The 18541-nt window shown below is 31.0% G+C and carries 13 protein-coding genes and 1 tRNA gene; 8 read left to right on the forward strand and 6 right to left on the reverse strand.

Going from position 1 to position 18541, the window contains the following annotated elements:
* The 7 genes from ftsA to GFJ94_RS10320 all read left to right on the forward strand — a co-directional run bounded on the left by ftsA (nucleotide 1) and on the right by GFJ94_RS10320 (nucleotide 6653).
* On the forward strand, nucleotides 1–1380 hold the full coding sequence (gene ftsA, locus GFJ94_RS10290) for a cell division protein FtsA (RefSeq protein ID WP_153201446.1): 1380 nt from the start codon (nucleotides 1–3) through the stop codon (nucleotides 1378–1380).
* A gap of 11 nt (nucleotides 1381–1391) precedes the next feature.
* Nucleotides 1392–3365, forward strand: a complete 1974-nt coding sequence (gene ftsZ / locus GFJ94_RS10295) for a cell division protein FtsZ (RefSeq protein WP_153201447.1) — start codon at nucleotides 1392–1394, stop codon at nucleotides 3363–3365.
* A 135-nt stretch (nucleotides 3366–3500) separates the two neighbouring features.
* A complete protein-coding gene (locus GFJ94_RS10300; protein WP_153201448.1) occupies nucleotides 3501–3950 on the forward strand; it encodes a GatB/YqeY domain-containing protein in 450 nt (149 codons plus the stop codon).
* A gap of 84 nt (nucleotides 3951–4034) precedes the next feature.
* Nucleotides 4035–4108: transfer RNA gene (locus GFJ94_RS10305), tRNA-Arg, on the forward strand.
* An 81-nt stretch (nucleotides 4109–4189) separates the two neighbouring features.
* A complete protein-coding gene (locus GFJ94_RS10310; RefSeq protein WP_153201449.1) occupies nucleotides 4190–5050 on the forward strand; it encodes a zinc-dependent peptidase in 861 nt (286 codons plus the stop codon).
* 69 nt (nucleotides 5051–5119) lie between these two features.
* Complete coding sequence (locus GFJ94_RS10315; RefSeq protein ID WP_153201450.1) at nucleotides 5120–5539, forward strand: CBS domain-containing protein; 420 nt, start codon at nucleotides 5120–5122, stop codon at nucleotides 5537–5539.
* 85 nt (nucleotides 5540–5624) lie between these two features.
* Nucleotides 5625–6653, forward strand: coding sequence for a T9SS type A sorting domain-containing protein (locus GFJ94_RS10320; RefSeq protein WP_153201451.1), 1029 nt, complete (start codon nucleotides 5625–5627; stop codon nucleotides 6651–6653).
* Between the two features lie 48 nt (nucleotides 6654–6701).
* Here GFJ94_RS10320 and GFJ94_RS10325 read toward each other — a convergent pair whose 3' ends face one another.
* On the reverse strand, nucleotides 6702–8534 hold the full coding sequence (locus GFJ94_RS10325) for a tetratricopeptide repeat protein (RefSeq protein WP_162523838.1): 1833 nt from the start codon (nucleotides 8532–8534) through the stop codon (nucleotides 6702–6704).
* A 128-nt stretch (nucleotides 8535–8662) separates the two neighbouring features.
* Here GFJ94_RS10325 and GFJ94_RS10330 point away from each other — a divergent pair, with 128 nt between their 5' ends.
* Entirely contained in the window at nucleotides 8663–11368 is a 2706-nt protein-coding gene (locus GFJ94_RS10330) for a hypothetical protein (protein ID WP_153201453.1), read from the forward strand.
* Nucleotides 11369–11643: 275 nt separating this feature from the next.
* Here GFJ94_RS10330 and rpe read toward each other — a convergent pair whose 3' ends face one another.
* The 5 genes from rpe to GFJ94_RS10355 all read right to left on the reverse strand — a co-directional run bounded on the left by rpe (nucleotide 11644) and on the right by GFJ94_RS10355 (nucleotide 18450).
* The gene (rpe, locus tag GFJ94_RS10335; RefSeq protein ID WP_153201454.1) at nucleotides 11644–12303 is read right to left on the reverse strand and encodes a ribulose-phosphate 3-epimerase; all 660 of its coding nucleotides are present in this window, start codon (nucleotides 12301–12303) and stop codon (nucleotides 11644–11646) included.
* A gap of 144 nt (nucleotides 12304–12447) precedes the next feature.
* A complete protein-coding gene (locus GFJ94_RS10340; RefSeq protein ID WP_153201455.1) occupies nucleotides 12448–13497 on the reverse strand; it encodes a phytase in 1050 nt (349 codons plus the stop codon).
* Entirely contained in the window at nucleotides 13497–14444 is a 948-nt protein-coding gene (locus tag GFJ94_RS10345; protein ID WP_153201456.1) for a metallophosphoesterase, read from the reverse strand. The genes GFJ94_RS10340 and GFJ94_RS10345 overlap by 1 nt, the downstream gene beginning before the upstream one ends.
* A gap of 80 nt (nucleotides 14445–14524) precedes the next feature.
* Entirely contained in the window at nucleotides 14525–17356 is a 2832-nt protein-coding gene (locus tag GFJ94_RS10350) for a TonB-dependent receptor (protein ID WP_153201457.1), read from the reverse strand.
* Between the two features lie 230 nt (nucleotides 17357–17586).
* Entirely contained in the window at nucleotides 17587–18450 is an 864-nt protein-coding gene (locus GFJ94_RS10355) for an RNA polymerase sigma factor RpoD/SigA (protein ID WP_153201458.1), read from the reverse strand.
* Nucleotides 18451–18541 lie beyond the last annotated feature (91 nt).

Consider the following 18541-nt stretch of genomic DNA (forward strand, 5'->3'; position numbering starts at 1 on the left):
ATGAACAAAGACAACATTGCAGTAGGATTAGACATTGGTACAACTAAAATTGTAGCAATGATAGGGAAGAAGAATGAATACGGAAAGCTAGAGATTCTTGGAGTAGGAAAATCTAAAAGCTTGGGTGTTCATAGAGGTGTTGTAAATAATATTACACAAACCATACAATCCATTCAGCAAGCAGTTGCTGATGCAGAAAATGATTCAGGTTATAAAATTAATGATGTTGTTGTAGGTATTGCTGGGCAACACATTAGAAGTATTCAACATAGCGATTACATCAGTCGTCCAAATGCAGAAGAAGTAATTGGAGATGCCGATATCGATGCATTGATTGGTCAGGTTCATAAATTAGCGATGTTACCAGGTGAAGAAATTATTCACGTGTTACCGCAAGAATTTAAAATCGACGGTCAAGCCGAAATTAAAGAGCCTATTGGAATGTACGGTGGAAGATTAGAATCTAGTTTTCACGTAGTAGTTGGGCAAGCGGCTTCGATTCGAAATTTAGGAAGATGTATTAAAAGTGCCGGATTAGAATTATCTGGATTAACATTAGAACCATTAGCTTCGGCTGATGCAGTATTGAGTCAGGAAGAAAAAGAAGCAGGAGTTGCTTTGATAGATATAGGTGGTGGAACAACAGATTTAGCCATTTTTAAAGATGGGATCATTCGTCATACAGCTGTTATTCCTTTTGGAGGAAACGTAATTACGGAAGATATTAAAGAAGGATGTTCGATTATTGAAAAACAAGCAGAGTTATTAAAAACTCGTTTTGGTTCAGCTTGGCCAGGAGAAAATAAAGACAATGAAATTGTTTCTATTCCAGGATTAAGAGGTAGAGAGCCAAAAGAAATTTCGTTAAAAAACTTGTCAAAAATTATTCACGCAAGAGTGGTAGAAATTATTGAGCAAGTATATGCCGAAATTAAATTATACGGACACGAAGATCCTAAGAAAAAACTTATTGCTGGTATTGTATTAACGGGAGGTGGAGCGCAATTGCAACACATCAAACAACTGGTAGAATACATTACAGGTATGGATACTAGAATTGGTTATCCAAACGAGCATTTAGCAGGAGATTCAGACGAGGAATTGTCAAGTCCATTATATGCTACTGCAGTTGGTTTAGTAATGAACAGTATTAGAAACAATACAAAAAGTGCTACACCATTTGTGGAAATGAAAAAGGAAGAGCCAGTAGTGGTGGCTCGTCCTCAAGTTGTGGTTGAAGAACCAATTATTGAGGAAGAAAAAGAGGAGGCAATAGCAACTCAATCTACTGGACAAGAAACAACGGATGATAGAATCAAACGTTCGTTTTTTGATAAGTATATAGATAAGATTAAAGAATTTTTAGATAACGCAGAATAAAAGGAGATACTATGTCAGAATTTGGAAACATTTCATTCGATTTACCTAAAAACCAATCTAACGTAATTAAAGTAATTGGCGTTGGAGGTGGAGGTAGTAATGCCATAAACCACATGTTTAAGCAAGGCATTAAAGGTGTTGATTTTATAGTTTGTAATACTGATTCTCAGGCATTGCAAAATAGTCCAGTACCAAATAAGATTCAGTTAGGTGTTAACCTTACCGAAGGATTAGGTGCTGGAGCAAATCCTGAAGTAGGTCAACAATCTGCAATAGAAAGTATCGCCGAAATTGAAAAAATGTTGGACAGCAACACCAAAATGGTTTTCATCACCGCAGGAATGGGTGGAGGAACTGGAACGGGTGCAGCTCCTGTAATTGCGCAATTAGCAAAAGAGCGCGATATTTTAACAGTTGGTATTGTTACGATTCCTTTTCAATTTGAAGGAAAAGTTCGCTCTGAGCAAGCGTTAGCCGGAGTAGAACGTTTACGTAAACAAGTAGATTCTTTAGTTGTTATCAATAATAATAAATTACGTGAAGTATACGGAAACTTAGGTTTCAAAGCAGGTTTCTCTAAGGCTGACGAAGTGTTAGCTACTGCGTCAAGAGGAATTGCTGAAGTAATTACACACCACTATACTCAAAATATCGACCTTAAAGATGCTAAAACCGTGTTATCAAACAGCGGAACAGCAATTATGGGTTCTGCAACAGCAGCCGGTTCAGATAGAGCAAAACAAGCGATTTCAAGTGCATTAGATTCTCCATTATTAAATGATAATAAAATCACAGGTGCTAAAAACGTATTGTTGTTAATCGTTTCTGGAACTGATGAAGCTAACGAAATTACAATCGATGAAATCGGAGAAATCAATGATTTTATTCAATCTGAAGCAGGTTACAACGCAAACATCATTATGGGTGTTGGTGAAGAAGAAGCTTTAGGTGAAGCCATTTCGGTAACGGTAATTGCAACAGGTTTTAACATTGAGCAACAAGCTGAAATCGTTAATACAGAGCCTAAGAAAATTATTCATTCTTTAGAAGACGAACAAAAAATTGTTCACGAATTGTTGAATAAAACAATAGCTAGTCTTCCAGTTAATGAGCCAATTTTTGAATCTCCAATAGAAACAGAAATTAAATCGGATATCATCAATCCTATTTGTGACGAAGTAGTAGAACAAAAAGTGATTTTTACTTTAGAAGAAGAAGTAGAAGAGCCAGTTTTCGAAATTCATACACCAGTAGCGGCAATTGATTTAGTTCCTACAACTGAGTTTTTAAAGAATATCGATGTAACTTTTGAAGTGGTTAGCCCAAATGTAGCGCCAACTTTCGAAATCATTACACCTCAAATCAGAGAAATCGAAGTAAAAGATCCAGAATTTGTTGTGGCAACTGAAGAAGTAAGTTTTTCTTTGGATTTATTCGCAACAAAAGAAGAAGTAAAAGAAAGCTCTATTGTTTTTGATTTATCTGCTGAAACACGTGCCATGGAAGTAAAAGATCCAATTAACGTTGTTCCGGTTACTGAAGTTAATCAAAACGGAATTATCAAATATTCGTTAGAAGATTATTTAGAAAAAGAAAACGAATTAGTAGCTTCTAAGCCAGTCGAGATTGTAGCGGAACCAATTGATGAAGAGTTAAACTTCACTATGAAAACGAATGTTCAAAAATTTGAAGATGCACATCAATTAGACAATACGTCGCCTTTAGAAATGTCAATCGAAGATACATTAAAACTTAGAGCCGACGAACGTAAAAGAAAAATGAAAGAATTCAATCATAAATTCAACAATAGCGCTTCGCAAATTGATGAGTTTGAAAGAATTCCTGCCTATAAAAGAATGGGGTTTGATGTAACATCTACACCAAACACTGCTAGTAATCAATCTAGAATGTCTTTAGGAACTGATAGTAACGACGATATCCAATTGCGTTCAAACAATTCATTCCTTCATGATAATGTGGATTAAATCTACAACAAACTAACCTACCCTAAGAAACCCGAAGAGCAATTTTCGGGTTTTTTTATTACCTTTGCACCATGTTTGCAAAACCTGTTTCTAGGGTTTGGACATGAATCAACTACAATAAATAAAAAATACAATATGAGTTTAGAAGCAAAAATCATGGATCACATGAAAGAAGCCATGAAGGCAAAAGATAGTGTAGCTTTAGAAGCGTTAAGAGCTATTAAGTCGGCAATTATTTTAGCAAAAACAGAAGCTGGTGCAGGAGATGGTTTATCAGAAGATCAAGAAATTAAAATGTTACAACGTTTAGTTAAAATGCGTAAGGATAGTGCTGAAATTTTCGCGACACAAAACCGTCCTGATTTAGCAGAACCAGAATTGGCACAAATCGCCGTAATTGAGAAGTTTTTACCAGCTCAGTTGTCAGAAGAAGAAGTAGAGGTGGTAATCGCTAAAATCATAGCTGAAACAGGTGCTTCAGGTATTGCTTCTATGGGGAAAGTTATGGGATTAGCTTCAGCTCAAATAGGAGGACAAGCAGAAGGAAAAGTAATTTCTGGAATTGTAAAGAAATTATTAGTTTAATAAAATAGTGAAAAGTGATGAGTGAAAAGTGAAAAGTCCAAATTTGCTTATCACTTTTCACTCATCACTTTTCACTCAAAAAATGGCTTCGTAGTTCAACTGGATAGAATATCAGATTTCGGCTCTGAGGGTTGCAGGTTCGAACCCTGCCGAGGTCACAAATAAACGTCAAGATTTCTTGGTGTTTATTTTTTTAAAACACATTATTTTTACGTTATTTGTAAAATAGTCCCAAATAAATGAATCCACAACCAATAGAATACGAATTATTTTTAGCTGATTACATTGCTATGTTTGTTGTTGTGGCTCCATTTGCAGCTATATTTTTTACCTTTGCTTTTTACGTAACAGAAATCGTTTATCTACGTAATTATAAAAAACCTTTAGTGGTATTTGCTAATGTGAATTTTTTAAAGTTAAATGATTCTCGAAAGCATATCTTAACAACAAATTTTCATTTTTACAATCGATTAAAACCTAAGTATAAAAGATATTTCGAACATAGAGTTGCTAAGTTAATTTTGCATTATAATTTTGAAGGTAGAGATATAGAAATTACCGAAGAAATGAAAGTAACTATATCGGCAACATACGTAATGTTAACTTTTGGAATGCGTGAATATTTAAATCCATTGTTCAAACGAATTGTTGTTTATCCGGATATTTATTATTCATCTCAAAATGATAATTACCACAAAGGAGAGTTTAATCCAAGGATGGAAAGCGTTGTTTTTTCTTGGAAACATTTTAAAGAAGGAATTGACATTACAAATGATAATTTGAATTTAGGGTTACATGAATTTACCCATGCTTTTCATATTTATGCATTAAAAAGTGATAAAGCAACTTTTGTTTTGTTTAACGAATCTCTTAAAAATTTATTTCGCGTGGTTTCAAAGCCAGAAGTAAAGCTACGTCTAATTGAGTCTGGATTTTTACGTGATTATGCTTACGAAAATCAATTTGAATTTGTTGCTGTTTTATTGGAATACTTTTTTGAATCTCCACAGGAATTTAAAACGAAATTTCCTTCTATATTCTTGAAAGTCAAGCATATGATTAACTATAATGAAAAGTATTTTATTTCAACTATAGTTTAAAATACTGATATCTATCATGTTTTCGTGCCAATATTTTGACTAACTTTATGTCATTAAAATTTCGGTATCATGAAACAAAAAGTGCCCGTATCAACTATCATGACAAAAAACGTAGTGAAGTTGAACTTATCAGATGATTTAACAAAGGCGGAAAGCTTGTTTAAAAAGTACCACATTAGACACATTCCTGTGGTTTACAGTAATAAAATTGTTGGAATGTTAAGTTATACCGATTTGTTGCGAATTTCGTTTGCAGACGCTATTGATGACGACGAAGATGTTGTGGATACAACAGTTTATAATATGTTTACCGTAGAACAAGTAATGGCTAAAAAAATAGTTTCGATTTCACCTGAAACCACTATTAAAGAAGCGGCTCAAATTTTAGCTACTAAAGAGTTTCATGCACTTCCTGTATGTGAAGGAGAATTGTTAGTAGGAATTATAACCACAACCGATTTAATAAAATACTTAATCGATCAATATTGATTTTTAAATTAAAAGTATATTTTTAGTATATATAATTTTTTAAAAATTGTGTTTTAATATCTTTATTTGTGAAAAATTTATAATCATGAATAAAAAAAATTACTTATTATTAGTTGTGTTGCATTTTTATTATGTAACTTCATTTGGACAAGTTGTGTATAGTAATGGTGGTTTATCCACAGGTAATATAGCTTCAGACGGGACAGTTGCGCCCACAGGTTATAATTGGAGTCAATGTCAAGCTAATGCAGGAAGTACTACAGAAGCAAACGGTTCTATAGGTTATAATGGAGGTTTTAGTACAGATAATTCTATTAATGTACGTTTAATAGATGATTTTATTGTACCTTCTGGACAAACATGGACTATTACAGATTTCGATTTCTATTGTTATCAGCCTAATTATACTGGTACTACGCCTCCAATTGATGGGTTTCGTATTCAAATTTGGAATGGTGATCCTCAACTAACTACTTCGTCAGTAGTTTTAGGGGATTTAACTACCAACATATATGATGCTGCAAATAGTGGTGAGGCATTTTTATATAGAGCATCACATCCAACTATTCCTAATACTATTAACCCAATAACAACTACAAGAAAAATTTGGAGAGTTAGAGCTAATTTATCTGCAAGTTTACCAGCAGGAACATATTGGATAGTATTTCAAGCGCATGCATTAAATAATTCTAATGTTTTATTTCCTCCTGTTACAATTAGTGAGATTCGTGGGTTACCTGGATGGAATGCAAAGCAATATAATGCAGTTACAAATTTATGGTTTAATTTGTTTGATGACGGTTTGCCTTTAACTGCAACAAATGTTAATCAGGATATTCCATTTGATATACTAAATATAATTCCGTTATCAAACGAAGATTTTGATTTACCACAAATAAAATTGTTTCCAAATCCAGTAGGAGATTATTTCCAAGTTGCAAATGGTAATGATGTTGATAGAATTGAGATTTATTCAATTCATGGTCAAAAAGTTAAAATTTTCACTAGGCAAGACACATACTCTATCGCAGATTTAGCTAAAGGTGTATATGTTGCGAAATTAATTAAAAAAGATAATTCAGAAATTACCAATGTTAAAATAGTTAAGCAGTAACTTATTTTTTAATATTTTGAGATATATAAAAGAAGCTTTAAGCTTCTTTTATATATTTTGTAAGAAATTTGAAATATTTTCTTCTTTGGAAATATTTAATTTTTTTCTGATTGACGCTCTATAGTTGTTTATGGTTTGATCGTTAACAGATAATAATGAGCCAATTTCTTTTGTTTTATAATTTAACTTTAAGTAAGTAACAATTTGGATTTCTTTTTGGTTTAGGGCTGGAAATTTATTTTTTAATTTAAATAAAAATTCATTTGTAGCATTATCAATTTCGGTATTTAACTTAATTTTTTCGTTATTATGCTCTATTGAGGTGTTAATATCAAATAATAAATTTTTAATTTCGTCTGTATTTTCGGTTTTTTTCAAATTTTTTAATAAAGCAGAAAGTTTTGTTTTTAAATTAAAAAGAATTTTATTTTGATCTTGAATTTGAATAGCAAATTCTACAATTTGATTTCCAGAAAAATCAACTTTATTTTCAAGGCTTTTTTGTTTTAATAAGTTAATTTCGTTTTCAAATGCGGCATTTTTTTTCTGAATTGTATTTAATTTGCGTTGTCGGTATCCAAAGAATAACAACCCAATTGCTATTGCTGTCAGTGTTCCAATTTGAAAATAACTTTTTATATTTTTTAAATTGAGTAATTCAATTTCTTGATTTTTAAGTTGTAGTTCTTGTTCGTATTTAGAAATATTATTTTTTATTTCTAATAGTTTTAATTCCTCATTCAATTTCAAACTATCAATTTTTTTTTCGACGCTAACGTGTTTTTTGTAATATTCTAGAGAAGTTTTGTAATCATTACTTTTGTTATGTAAATTGGATAATTTAAAATAAGCACTAGATTCTAAAGCTGTTCTGTTTACTTCATTGGCAATTTCTCTTGCTTTTAGATAATTTTTTTTTGCTTCTTCAAATTTTCCTTGCTTTTCAAAAATTGCTCCTCTTAATAAGTAAGCAGAAGCCACTCCATCTTTGTTTTTTGAATCCTCAGAGTTTGTAATTACTTCGTTGTTAAGTGTAATTGCTTTGTTTAAATTTCCAAGGTTAAAGTAAGTGTCGGCTAATAAATGTTTGTTTCTTTCATTTATGAATTTATTTTTGGAATTTTTTATTAATGGCTGAGCCTTAAGAAGATATTTTTGTGCTTGTTTAAAATCTTTTAAATCACTGTAATATGTGCCTAAATTATTTAAACAAAGAATTTCGCTTAAATGATCCTCGATTTCGGTTGCTATTTCTAAAGCATTTTTGGTGTATTTTATAGCATTATTATAATCGTTATTATAACTATAGTTTACTGCGATTAAATTATATGAGGTTAAAAGGCTTTTTTTATTTGATTTGTTTTTTGCTTCTTTTTCAGCTTTTCTTGCATAGAATAACGACTTGTTAATATCATTAAAATGATAATATATAGCGCCAAGATTAGCCCAATAGAATGATTTATCATTTAGTTTTTTTTCATCTATTTTGAGAAGTATTTGTAAGGCTTCCTCTCTTTTTCCAATTTTAAAATTAATTAATGATTCGAAAATACTTACTTCATTTAATCTGTTGTTTAAATCACTTTTAATAAATAAATTATTAACTATATCAATATGTCTTAAAGCAGCTTCATATTCAGAACTGTAGTAATAGTTTTTTAATTTAAAAAATTCAAATTCTGCAATTAATGAATCACCAAGTTCTTTTTTTATAGATTCTATTTCTTTAATAATAGCTTTTTTTTCATTACTATCTTTTGTTGACTCTAATTTTCTCAACAATTCAGTTTTGTTTTTTGAAATCGACTGAGCATAAATACTGCTTTTGTAAATAAAAACATGTAAAACACATAAAATCAATAAAATGTAATATTTTTTCATTGTATTTATTTTAATTCGAGTATAAAAATAGTATATTTTTTTGTAACTAAAGTATGTTTTTAGTATATTGTTTTTCTTAACCATGTTACATTATAGTTAATTTTGTGTTATTCAAAATCTTTAACACAATGAAAAAAATATTAATTTTATTATTGCTTACTATTGGTGTTACAAATGCGCAAGTAGGTATTGGAAACACTGATCCAAAAGCAGCTTTAGATGTAACAAGTGCAAATAATGGTTTGTTAATTCCAAGAGTGGCATTAACTTCTACCGCAGACAATACAACAGTTATTTCGTTAGAAGAATCAGAATTAGTTTATAATACTGCTACGGTTGCAGATGTTATTCCAGGTTATTATTTTTGGAATGGAACCTTCTGGGAAACTCTTGGAAGTAGCACTTCAATGAGTTGGGATTTAGTTGGTAATACAGCAACCTCACCAGGTACGTGGGCTGCGCCAGGAACAAATTTCCTTGGTACAACAGATGCGCAAGATTTCTTTTTAAGAACAAATAATATTAATCGTTTAATGGTTTCTCAATTAAATGGAAATATGCAATTAGGCGGAAACTACACTAATAATAATGCAAAGTTACATATTTTAGTTCCAAATACAGATGCATCTACATTTGGATTAAGAATAAATTATGAAGGTACACCAAGTTTAAGTACAAACAATACTTATGGGGCATATATTCAAAATAATTCATCAGTAGCTAGCCAAACCGGTTTTAGATTTGGTATTTATAATACTGTATTACCATCAACAGGAGCAGCAAGATCTTATGGTATTTATAATTCTACTTATACACCTACTGTGGCTAGTAGTACAAGACACACAGGGTTTTTAAACGAAATGTTTATTCAAATAGGTAATGTTGCAGGTACAGATCATATGTCGGCAATAAATAATGTCATTTCAGTTGCATCTGCGGCTACCAATACAGGTGGTGTTTTTGGTATACGAAATGAATTTAGCACTACTAATGCAGCTTCCACCAGTAATATGTATGGTATTCATTCACAGCTTGTTGGTAGAAGTGCAGGTAAACAAATAGGTATTAGTAATTTTGTACAACCACCAACTACAATGAACGGAAGTACACAGCCTAATGTGGGTTTTCTAAATCAAACTTTTGCTAGAGGTTCAGGAACATCAACAATTGGTTCAGCAGCACTTGGAGGTTCATTAACTCAATCAGGTCATTTTGGAATTGTAAATCAAATACGTTTAGTTAATTATTCTGGTGGAACTCCTGCAGGAATTTACGGTGTTGACAACATTATGGAAGGATTAGCAAGTGCGGGTACATCTTATACTGTAATGGCAGAAAGAAATAGAATAGGTTCAGGTTCTATTGATAATTTTTCTGGTGCGGCTTATGGTAGTTATACTAATTTCTTAGCATCTGGTAATGGTAATAGGTTTGGTTATTATGCGGATTACACAAATTCACCTGTAACTGGTACTGGAGATAAATACGGATTTACTTCTTTTATTCCGTCTACAGTAGGTGGTACTCATTACGGTATTTGGTCGTCTGCTACAAAAGCTGGTTCTTATGCAGGTTACTTTTTAGGCTCGGTTTCTATTGGAACTACAACTACTAATAATTATTTAATGCCATCTTCTAGAGGTGCAGCTGGACAAATAATGGTAACTGATGGGGCAGGAAATGTTACTTGGACAAATGCGCCAATAATTACTAATGATTGGTCAGTTACAGGAAATGCAGGAACAAGTACTGCAACTAATTTTATAGGAACTACTGATAATGTTGGGTTTATTATTAGAACAAATAATTTAAATAGAATGACTGTTAATTCTAACGGAAATATAGGAATTAACACAACAGGTTATGCTAATGTTAAAACGACTATTGCAACTACTTCAGATTTAGATAACGGATTGTTTGTTGATACTGATACAAATACAACTGCTAATGATGCAGAAGACGCTATTATTGCAGTTGGAGATAATAATAGCGGTTTTGGTGGTGGTTTCTTTGTTAACACATCTACAACAAATGGTATTGGTTATGGTTCTAATCAAATGGGGTATGGTGTTTTAGGTAGTGCAATAGAAGGAGGGGAATACAAAGTTGGTGTATATGGACAAACAGGTAGTGGAAATAGAAGCGCTGGAGTAATGGGGTCACAAGACAATAATGCAATTGGTGCTTTAGGTTATAAAACAAGTACTGGATTAACTTATGGTGGTTATTTTTTCGATGTTAACGCAGGTGTTGATACAGCAGAAGGATTGGGAAGATTGTCTAATGCTGCGATATCTAACATTGGAATAGGAGCTTATGGTAAAGATATGTCAGGTGTTTTTATGTCAAATAAATTTGGTTTAACAACAATGGGTAAAAACTACGGACTATTTGTAAAAGGAAAAGCTGTTGTAACAGATGAACTAATAAAAAGGACTAAAACTAATTCTGAAACTATAGAAACTTTTGCAGTTTTTTCAACAACTAATGAAGTTTCTTGTAAAGGAAAATCGAAATTAAATAATGGCGAAATTAAAGTAGTTTTTGACGATAAGTTTAAGAAATTAGTAAAAAATTCAGAGCAATTAATTATCAATCTTACAGCTATGGGATTCACAAAAGGAATTTATGTTGATTCTTATTCTGTAGATGGTTTTGTAGTTAAAGAAATAGAAAATAACACTAGAAATATAGAGTTTTCTTGGTCGGTTTCTTACGTTGAAGCATCAAATGGTTCTAATTTAGATGAAAATTTTGAAAATGAAATTTCAAAATTAAAAACAAATGAAGTAGATGGTAAATTCATTAAAAAAGAATATAAATCAAAAAAATAATACAATGTATAAGTTTGTTTTAATTTCTTTATTTTTTGTAATTACAATCGTCTTGTTTTTATCTATTTGTGATTGTTATGAACTAATGCAATTTGAAAATTTATTTTTCTATATCATTCTTTTTTTGATTACTTACATATTGCCAATTAGTTTTATGAAAATCAATAATTCTTTTAAAGAAATTGATAAATATTAAGATTATTTTTTTAAATATTATATAATTAAAAAGTGTGATTTTGTACTTGTACAAAATCACACTTTTATTTTTTTCTATTTTACTTGGTAATTAATTTCAAATCAGCAATAGTTGCTATCGGATTTTCTGCTCCAAATACGTAACTTCCAGCTACTAAAACATCTGCACCAGCTTCAACTAATTGTTTTGCGTTTTTATTGGTTACGCCACCGTCAATTTCAATTAGAGTTTCTAAACCTTGCTCTGTAATCATTTTTTTAAGTTTTTTTACTTTTTGATAAGTAATTTCTTCAAATTTTTGACCTCCAAAACCAGGATTTATAGACATAATAAGCACCATGTAGCATTCTGGTAAAATATCTTCCAAAACAGAAACGGGTGTGGTTAAGTTTAAAACAACGCCAGCTTTACATCCTGCAGCCTTTATTTGTCTTAATGTTCTATGAAGATGAACTGTTGATTCATAATGTACAGTTATAATATCAGCGCCAATTTTCGCAAATTCTTCAATGTATCTCTCTGGTTTTTCTATCATTAAATGAACATCTAATGGTTTAGTGGCATGCTTTTTTATAGCCTGAATTACAGGCATTCCATATGATATATTAGGAACAAAATGACCGTCCATTACATCAATGTGAAACCAATCCGCTTCACTAGCATTAATCATTTCGATGTCGCGTTGTAAATTAGCAAAATCAGCTGCCAAAACTGAAGGAGCGATAAATGTATTTTTCATAAAATCTTTAAGTGTGTGTTGTTGTGTGCAAAGATAGTTTTTAGTTTTTAGTTTAAAAGATTATGAGTTTAAAAGTTTTGGCTAAAGCTAAAAAACAAAACCTCGGCTAATTAGCCGAGGTTAAATTCTAAATATTTATCTAAATTATTCTATTTGTTTATCTATTTCTTTTTGGATTAAGTTCCAATCGTAATAATGAAAGGTCATTCCATTGCTCATAGCAACTAACATTCCCTTTGAAAAATCTTTATTAAGATTTATGGATGTTGCATCGGCTCCATCGCATTCAATTGTTGATGTTGGTATTTCTGCAATTTTAGTATGCTTGTTTTTTTTGTTAGAATTTTCTTCTCTAGTATATACTATAAAAGTATTAGCTTGTTGGTTGGAAACTAAAATATATCCAGTAGTTTCAGTCTTTTTATAAATAGCTATTCCTTCATTGTCGGATTTGAAATCATTTTGTCCAAAAATTGTTATTTCATTATTGTCATTCTTTGTAGGATCTGCTATATACTTTCGAATTCCTGTTTGCTCGTCTGAATAATATACATAGCCTAATTCATTATCAACGGCTATTGCTTCTATTTCTTTTTTACCACTATAATTTCCAAATTTTCTTATGATTTTTGCTTGTACCATTCCATTTTTAGATTCTAATTGGTATTGCCACAAATAACTTCCAGATGGGCCATTTTTTCTTCCTACTATTACAAAAATTTCACCGTCTGAAGGTCTTGTGTAAAGTGCAATTCCCATAGGGTCTCTTTCGGTTTCTCCTTCAAATACTTCAATCCCTCCATTATCAATTGGTTCTAAATTTGGTAAAGAAAACACTCTGATTTTATTTGTTTCTCTTTCAGTAGTTACTGCTATATCTAAAGTTGTTTTACCTACTTTTAATTTATAAGCAACATCTACATTGTTTGGTCTTTTTAATGGAATTGATTTCTTTATAATTTTACCATTTAAATCATATAAATAAAGACCACCATCAGAGTCTTTATCAGTTCCAATTATTAAGCTGCTTGAAGGATTAGTTGGGTGAATCCAAATGGCTGGATCATCAGTATCATGAGGTGTGTTCTCAGTAATAATTTTAGGTTGTAGGGCGTTTTTAGCTATGGGAGCTAATTGGTCTTTGCATCCAATTAGAATGACAAATGAAAACAGTGCTAATTTTAATTTATTCATTATTTTTTATTAATTTCATGTGTATATAATACAGTTCCTGATTCATTAATTAGATGAACTAACATTTTTTCTGTATTTACAGAAAAAGTCATAAATCCTGGAAGTGAAATAGCATAGATTGTACCTTCTCTATTTCCTGTTGGTCTTACTTCGCTTCCTGCTCCAGATAGAAATTGAGTGGTATAGCAATTTTTTGATTTAATAATTTGTAAATCATGTTCGTGACCACACAAATAGGCATCTACTTTATATTCGTTAAATATAGGTGTCAATAAGTTTTCTATATCTTTAGTATCTTGGCTTTTTAGTCTTTTTCCTCCAGAATACATCGGATGATGTCCTACAACTATTTTCCAATTAATAGAAGCGTCTTTTTTGTTTAAAGTTTCGATCAGCCACTTTTTTTGAGCAATAGTGTCTTGTTTTTTTACGTTACGTCCTTTTTCATCATTATTTTCATAGTAACTTTTTATAAAAGGATTTGTATCAATAAAAATTAACTGAAGTTTTTTTCCTCCTTTTAATTCAATTATTTGTTCAAAATATTGACTTGGCATATGCCATCTTCTACTAATATTAGAATAGTCTATTTGTGCTTGTATATTTCCTGAATAATCATGATTTCCTAATCCTAAATACCAATCACATTGCAAATCAAAATGATGATATACATTCTCAAATGATTTTTCAAAATGAGGATCTTGAGTGCTCTGAACACCATATGGATAGAAATTATCTCCAACTGAAACTACAAAGTCTAAATCTATTTCAACAGCTGTTTTAGCCATTTGATTTGCAACTTCTTTTTGATTGTATTCTCCAAATCTTCCAAAATCTCCTATTACAATAAAGTTTTCACTATTCTTTAATGTTTTCTGTCCTTCTTTTTGTGCATTTGTAATTTGTATACTAAGTAATAGTACAAAAAGGTATATATAATGTTTCATAATCGTAAATTATTTTTCTATATAAATATAAATTCGGCAAGCTTAAAAGTTTGCCGAATTTATTAAAAATTAACGTTAAATTAAAAGTCAAATTTTAATCCTAGATTAAATCTTGCTTGATAATATTCCATTTGCATTGTTCTAGCAGAAACCCCTTGATAGTAGCGTAAAGGCTGATTTGTAAGATTATTAGCTTCAGCAAAAATTCTTAATTGTTTTGTAAATTTATAGGAAGCATTAGCATCAACAAAGGTTTGTTTGTCATAAAATCTATCATCGAAAGAATCGCCACCAAGTTCATCTAAATAGTCTGCAGTATAATTTAATGAGATACGAGCAGAGAATTTTTTGTTTTCCCACGAAAGAGAACTATTAAACATGTGAGGCGCTGTTCCTGGTAAAGTTACATCTTTTCTTTCATCTCCATCTGCATTTGTAATACCTTCTGCTTTAGAATCTGTGTAAGTATAGTTTAAGTAGATTCCTAATCCTTTAAAGAATTTTCCAGGAATAAAATCTAATTGTCTTTGTACTGCAACTTCAAATCCATATACACTAACTTTTTCTCCATTTCTTTGTTGTGTTAAAGACCAATTTCCTGGATTGATTGTAGGTATTGGATTCACTAAGTTAGGGAAGTCTTGTGTAAATTTTGCATTTGTATATTGATTATCGCGATAAGTATAAATAAAATCATTCATTTTTTTATAAAATACACCTCCTGATAATAAACCAACAGATTTGTAATATTTTTCTAACATTAAATCAAAATTGTATGCGTAAGTAGCTTTTAAGTTTGGATTACCTGCGTCAATTGCAGAATCATCATCAGGTATAACACTTAAAAATGGAGATAAGGCATAGTAATTTGGTCTTGCAATAGATGTTGTAAATGCAGCTCTATATACCCAATCTTTTTCATTATTATATTTAAAAGCTAAACTAGGTAAAACATTTGTATAAGAGTTAGTATTGTTAATTTCTCCTACCAAGTCTTCTTCGTTTTCAATATAATTTGCTGTATAATCAATGAAAGTGTTTTCTAATCTCAAACCGGCAATCATAGAAAGTTTATCATTGAAATCCTGATCATATCTTATATATCCTGCATAAATATTTTCTTTTGCTTTGTAATTTAATCCTAAATATTCAGAAGGAATATCTTGTTTGTTGAATATTACTGAGTTATTAAGGTCTAAATTTCCTAAAAATGAATTGCTTACAAAAGTTCCAGGGATATATTGTGAACCAGCTTGCCAATTTTCTCCACCATATGAGGTGGTTTGAAGCGTGTTAAGATTTCCAAAATCTACAATTGGTTCATATTCGAAAAAATTATTGTTTCTAAATTTATCTTTTATTCTTAATCTTGCTCCAAAGCGAATTCTACCTTTTTGATTTTCAATAATTGAAAAAGGAACTCTAAAATTAATTTTAGCACCTAATTCACTTTCTTCAGTATAGTTTTTGTTTTCAGATAATGTTCTAAATTCAAAATCTTCGGCTAAATTATCTCCAATTCCAGTTATTAATGGGAATCTTGTATTGTTTAAATTCATATCAAAATCTAGACCCTTATTTTGAAACTCGATATAACGTTCATTTGGTCTATCTTCACTAGCTTCTGCATAGTTTACAGACCAATCCATAGCTAATTTAGGACTTAATAAATGTTCACCTCCAATAGAATAGTTTTGAACTTTTTGTCTTTCTAAACGCGCGTTTTTATTTTTTTTGTTATCTATACCTCCTTTTGTTTGTCTTCTTACGTCTCCCTCAAACCCAATAATGTTATCATTTACATCATAAATTGGATCTATGCCTCTGTATCTTGCACGATAACGATTTTCTCTGTCATCTCTTATGTTGTACATTGCATTAAAATAAATGCTATTGTTATTGTTAAACTTGTAATCTGTTGCAAATGCAAATGAATTTCTAACTCTTTGTACATCATATTTTCTAACATCATATTCTTCGATATACACGTTATCAAAATCATCTTTAACCCATACAGCTTCTACATTGTCAGATCCAAAAATATTATTAAAGTATGAAGCACTAAATACAACTCCTAATTTGTTTTCCAAATATCTATTTCCATATACAAAACCTGCAGTATAATTTCCTTTTTCACGAATTGGTCCATAACCACCCGCAAGTGTAGCAGAAATTCTTTCGCCATTTGGAGTTGCTCTTGTTATTAAATTTACAGATCCACCAATTGCATCTGCATCCATATCTGAAGTTAAAGTTTTATTTACTTCAATTGTTGAAATCATATCTGCTGGAATTAAATCCATTTGAACATTTCTATTGTCTCCTTCAGCAGATGGAATTCTATCTCCATTCAAGGTAACAGAGTTTAAGTTAGGAGCTAGACCTCTTATGATTATATTTCTAGCTTCACCTTGATCATTCTGCATGGTGATTCCTTGAACTCTTTTAAGTGCATCTCCAATATTTGCGTCTGGGAAACGACCAGTTTGGTCAGATGAAATAACATTTGTAATATTTTGATTGCTTTTTTGTTTATTTAAAGCTTTTGCTTGCCCTCTTAGACGGTCTCCAATAACAACTACATTTTCAAGTTCATTTGAAGCCGTAATTAACACAAATTTTATGTTTGTGTTTTTGCCTGCTTCCACTTTTACTTCTTGGGTTTGTTTTTCATAACCAATATAAGTAATCTCAACTTGGTAATTCCCCTCAGGAATATTTAAAAATTCAAATTCACCATTTTGATTAGAGTACGTATATTTATTAATACCTTCTAATTTTATTGTTGCTCCAGGTAGTGAAAAGTTAGTTTCAGCCTCAGTAATTTTACCGGATATGATTCCGTTTTTTTGTGCATTGACAATCTGGTTTGATGCAAATGCAAGTATTATAAATAATACAATTTTTTTCATTTTTTTTTGGTTTAGTATTTAAACCGCAATATTAGATGATTAATTCTGCTTACTTGTTATCGTTTATTTACTATAGGTTTACTTTTTTGTAATTGAATATTGGTATGTGTTAATAATGTGTTAATAAAAAAAACTCCGGTAATCAGCCGGAGTTTCAATCATCAATCAAAAAACGAACAGTCTTAGACTGTTGTTATCTTTATAGTGTCACACTGAGTGTAGTCGAAGTGTTATCCTAAATACGTTTTTAAAATTTTACTTCTAGAAGTATGTTTTAATCTTCTAATCGCTTTTTCTTTAATTTGACGTACACGCTCACGAGTTAAGTCGAAAGTTTCTCCAATTTCTTCAAGAGTCATAGGATGTTGGTCACCTAAACCAAAATACAAACGAACTACATCTGCCTCTCTTGGAGTTAATGTTTCTAAAGCTCTTTCGATTTCAGTTTGTAATGATTCATGAATTAATTCTCTATCTGGATTTGGAGATTCACCTGAACGTAAAACGTCATATAAGTTAGAATCTTCTCCTTCAACAAGAGGTGCATCCATAGATAAATGACGGCCAGAGTTTTTCATTGACTCTTTTACATCATTGACTGTCATGTCTAATTCTTTTGCAATTTCTTCAGCAGAAGGCGGACGCTCATTAGATTGCTCTAACAACGCATACATTTTGTTGATTTTATTGATAGAACCAATTTTGTTTAATGGTAAACGAACGATACGAGATTGTTCTGCTAAAGCCTGAAGAATGGATTGACGAATCCACCATACTGCGTATGAAATGAATTTAAATCCACGCGTTTCATCAAAACGTTGAGCTGCTTTAATTAATCCTAAATTTCCTTCGTTAATTAAATCAGGAAGTGTAAGTCCTTGATTTTGATATTGTTTTGCTACAGAGACTACGAAACGTAAGTTAGCTTTTGTAAGTTTTTCTAAAGCGCGTTGATCTCCGGCTTTAATTTTTTGTGCTAATTCTACTTCTTCGTCAGCAGTAATAAGGTCAACTTTTCCAATTTCTTGTAGGTATTTGTCTAAGGAAGCGGTTTCACGATTGGTAACCTGCTTGGTGATTTTAAGTTGTCTCATTGAATTTTTCTCCTTACTTTTTAAAAGTTCTGGTAGTTATACGTAAGTGGTTTTAAAAAAGTTACAAAGAATTGTAAAATATTTTTTAATT

This window comes from Flavobacterium sp. LMO8, from assembly GCF_009495755.1.
In the GTDB taxonomy this organism is placed as follows: domain Bacteria; phylum Bacteroidota; class Bacteroidia; order Flavobacteriales; family Flavobacteriaceae; genus Flavobacterium.

What these genes read in the sequence shown, in the direction of transcription:
- GFJ94_RS10355 (WP_153201458.1), bottom strand. Translation starts at nt 18,450, where the DNA reads ATGAGACAACTTAAAATCACCAAGCAGGTTACCAATCGTGAAACCGCT.
- GFJ94_RS10345 (WP_153201456.1), bottom strand. Translation starts at nt 14,444, where the DNA reads ATGAAACATTATATATACCTTTTTGTACTATTACTTAGTATACAAATT.
- GFJ94_RS10300 (WP_153201448.1), top strand. Translation starts at nt 3,501, where the DNA reads ATGAGTTTAGAAGCAAAAATCATGGATCACATGAAAGAAGCCATGAAG.
- GFJ94_RS10310 (WP_153201449.1), top strand. Translation starts at nt 4,190, where the DNA reads ATGAATCCACAACCAATAGAATACGAATTATTTTTAGCTGATTACATT.
- GFJ94_RS10350 (WP_153201457.1), bottom strand. Translation starts at nt 17,356, where the DNA reads ATGAAAAAAATTGTATTATTTATAATACTTGCATTTGCATCAAACCAG.
- ftsA (WP_153201446.1), top strand. Translation starts at nt 1, where the DNA reads ATGAACAAAGACAACATTGCAGTAGGATTAGACATTGGTACAACTAAA.
- GFJ94_RS10330 (WP_153201453.1), top strand. Translation starts at nt 8,663, where the DNA reads ATGAAAAAAATATTAATTTTATTATTGCTTACTATTGGTGTTACAAAT.
- GFJ94_RS10320 (WP_153201451.1), top strand. Translation starts at nt 5,625, where the DNA reads ATGAATAAAAAAAATTACTTATTATTAGTTGTGTTGCATTTTTATTAT.
- GFJ94_RS10325 (WP_162523838.1), bottom strand. Translation starts at nt 8,534, where the DNA reads ATGAAAAAATATTACATTTTATTGATTTTATGTGTTTTACATGTTTTT.
- GFJ94_RS10340 (WP_153201455.1), bottom strand. Translation starts at nt 13,497, where the DNA reads ATGAATAAATTAAAATTAGCACTGTTTTCATTTGTCATTCTAATTGGA.
- ftsZ (WP_153201447.1), top strand. Translation starts at nt 1,392, where the DNA reads ATGTCAGAATTTGGAAACATTTCATTCGATTTACCTAAAAACCAATCT.
- rpe (WP_153201454.1), bottom strand. Translation starts at nt 12,303, where the DNA reads ATGAAAAATACATTTATCGCTCCTTCAGTTTTGGCAGCTGATTTTGCT.
- GFJ94_RS10315 (WP_153201450.1), top strand. Translation starts at nt 5,120, where the DNA reads ATGAAACAAAAAGTGCCCGTATCAACTATCATGACAAAAAACGTAGTG.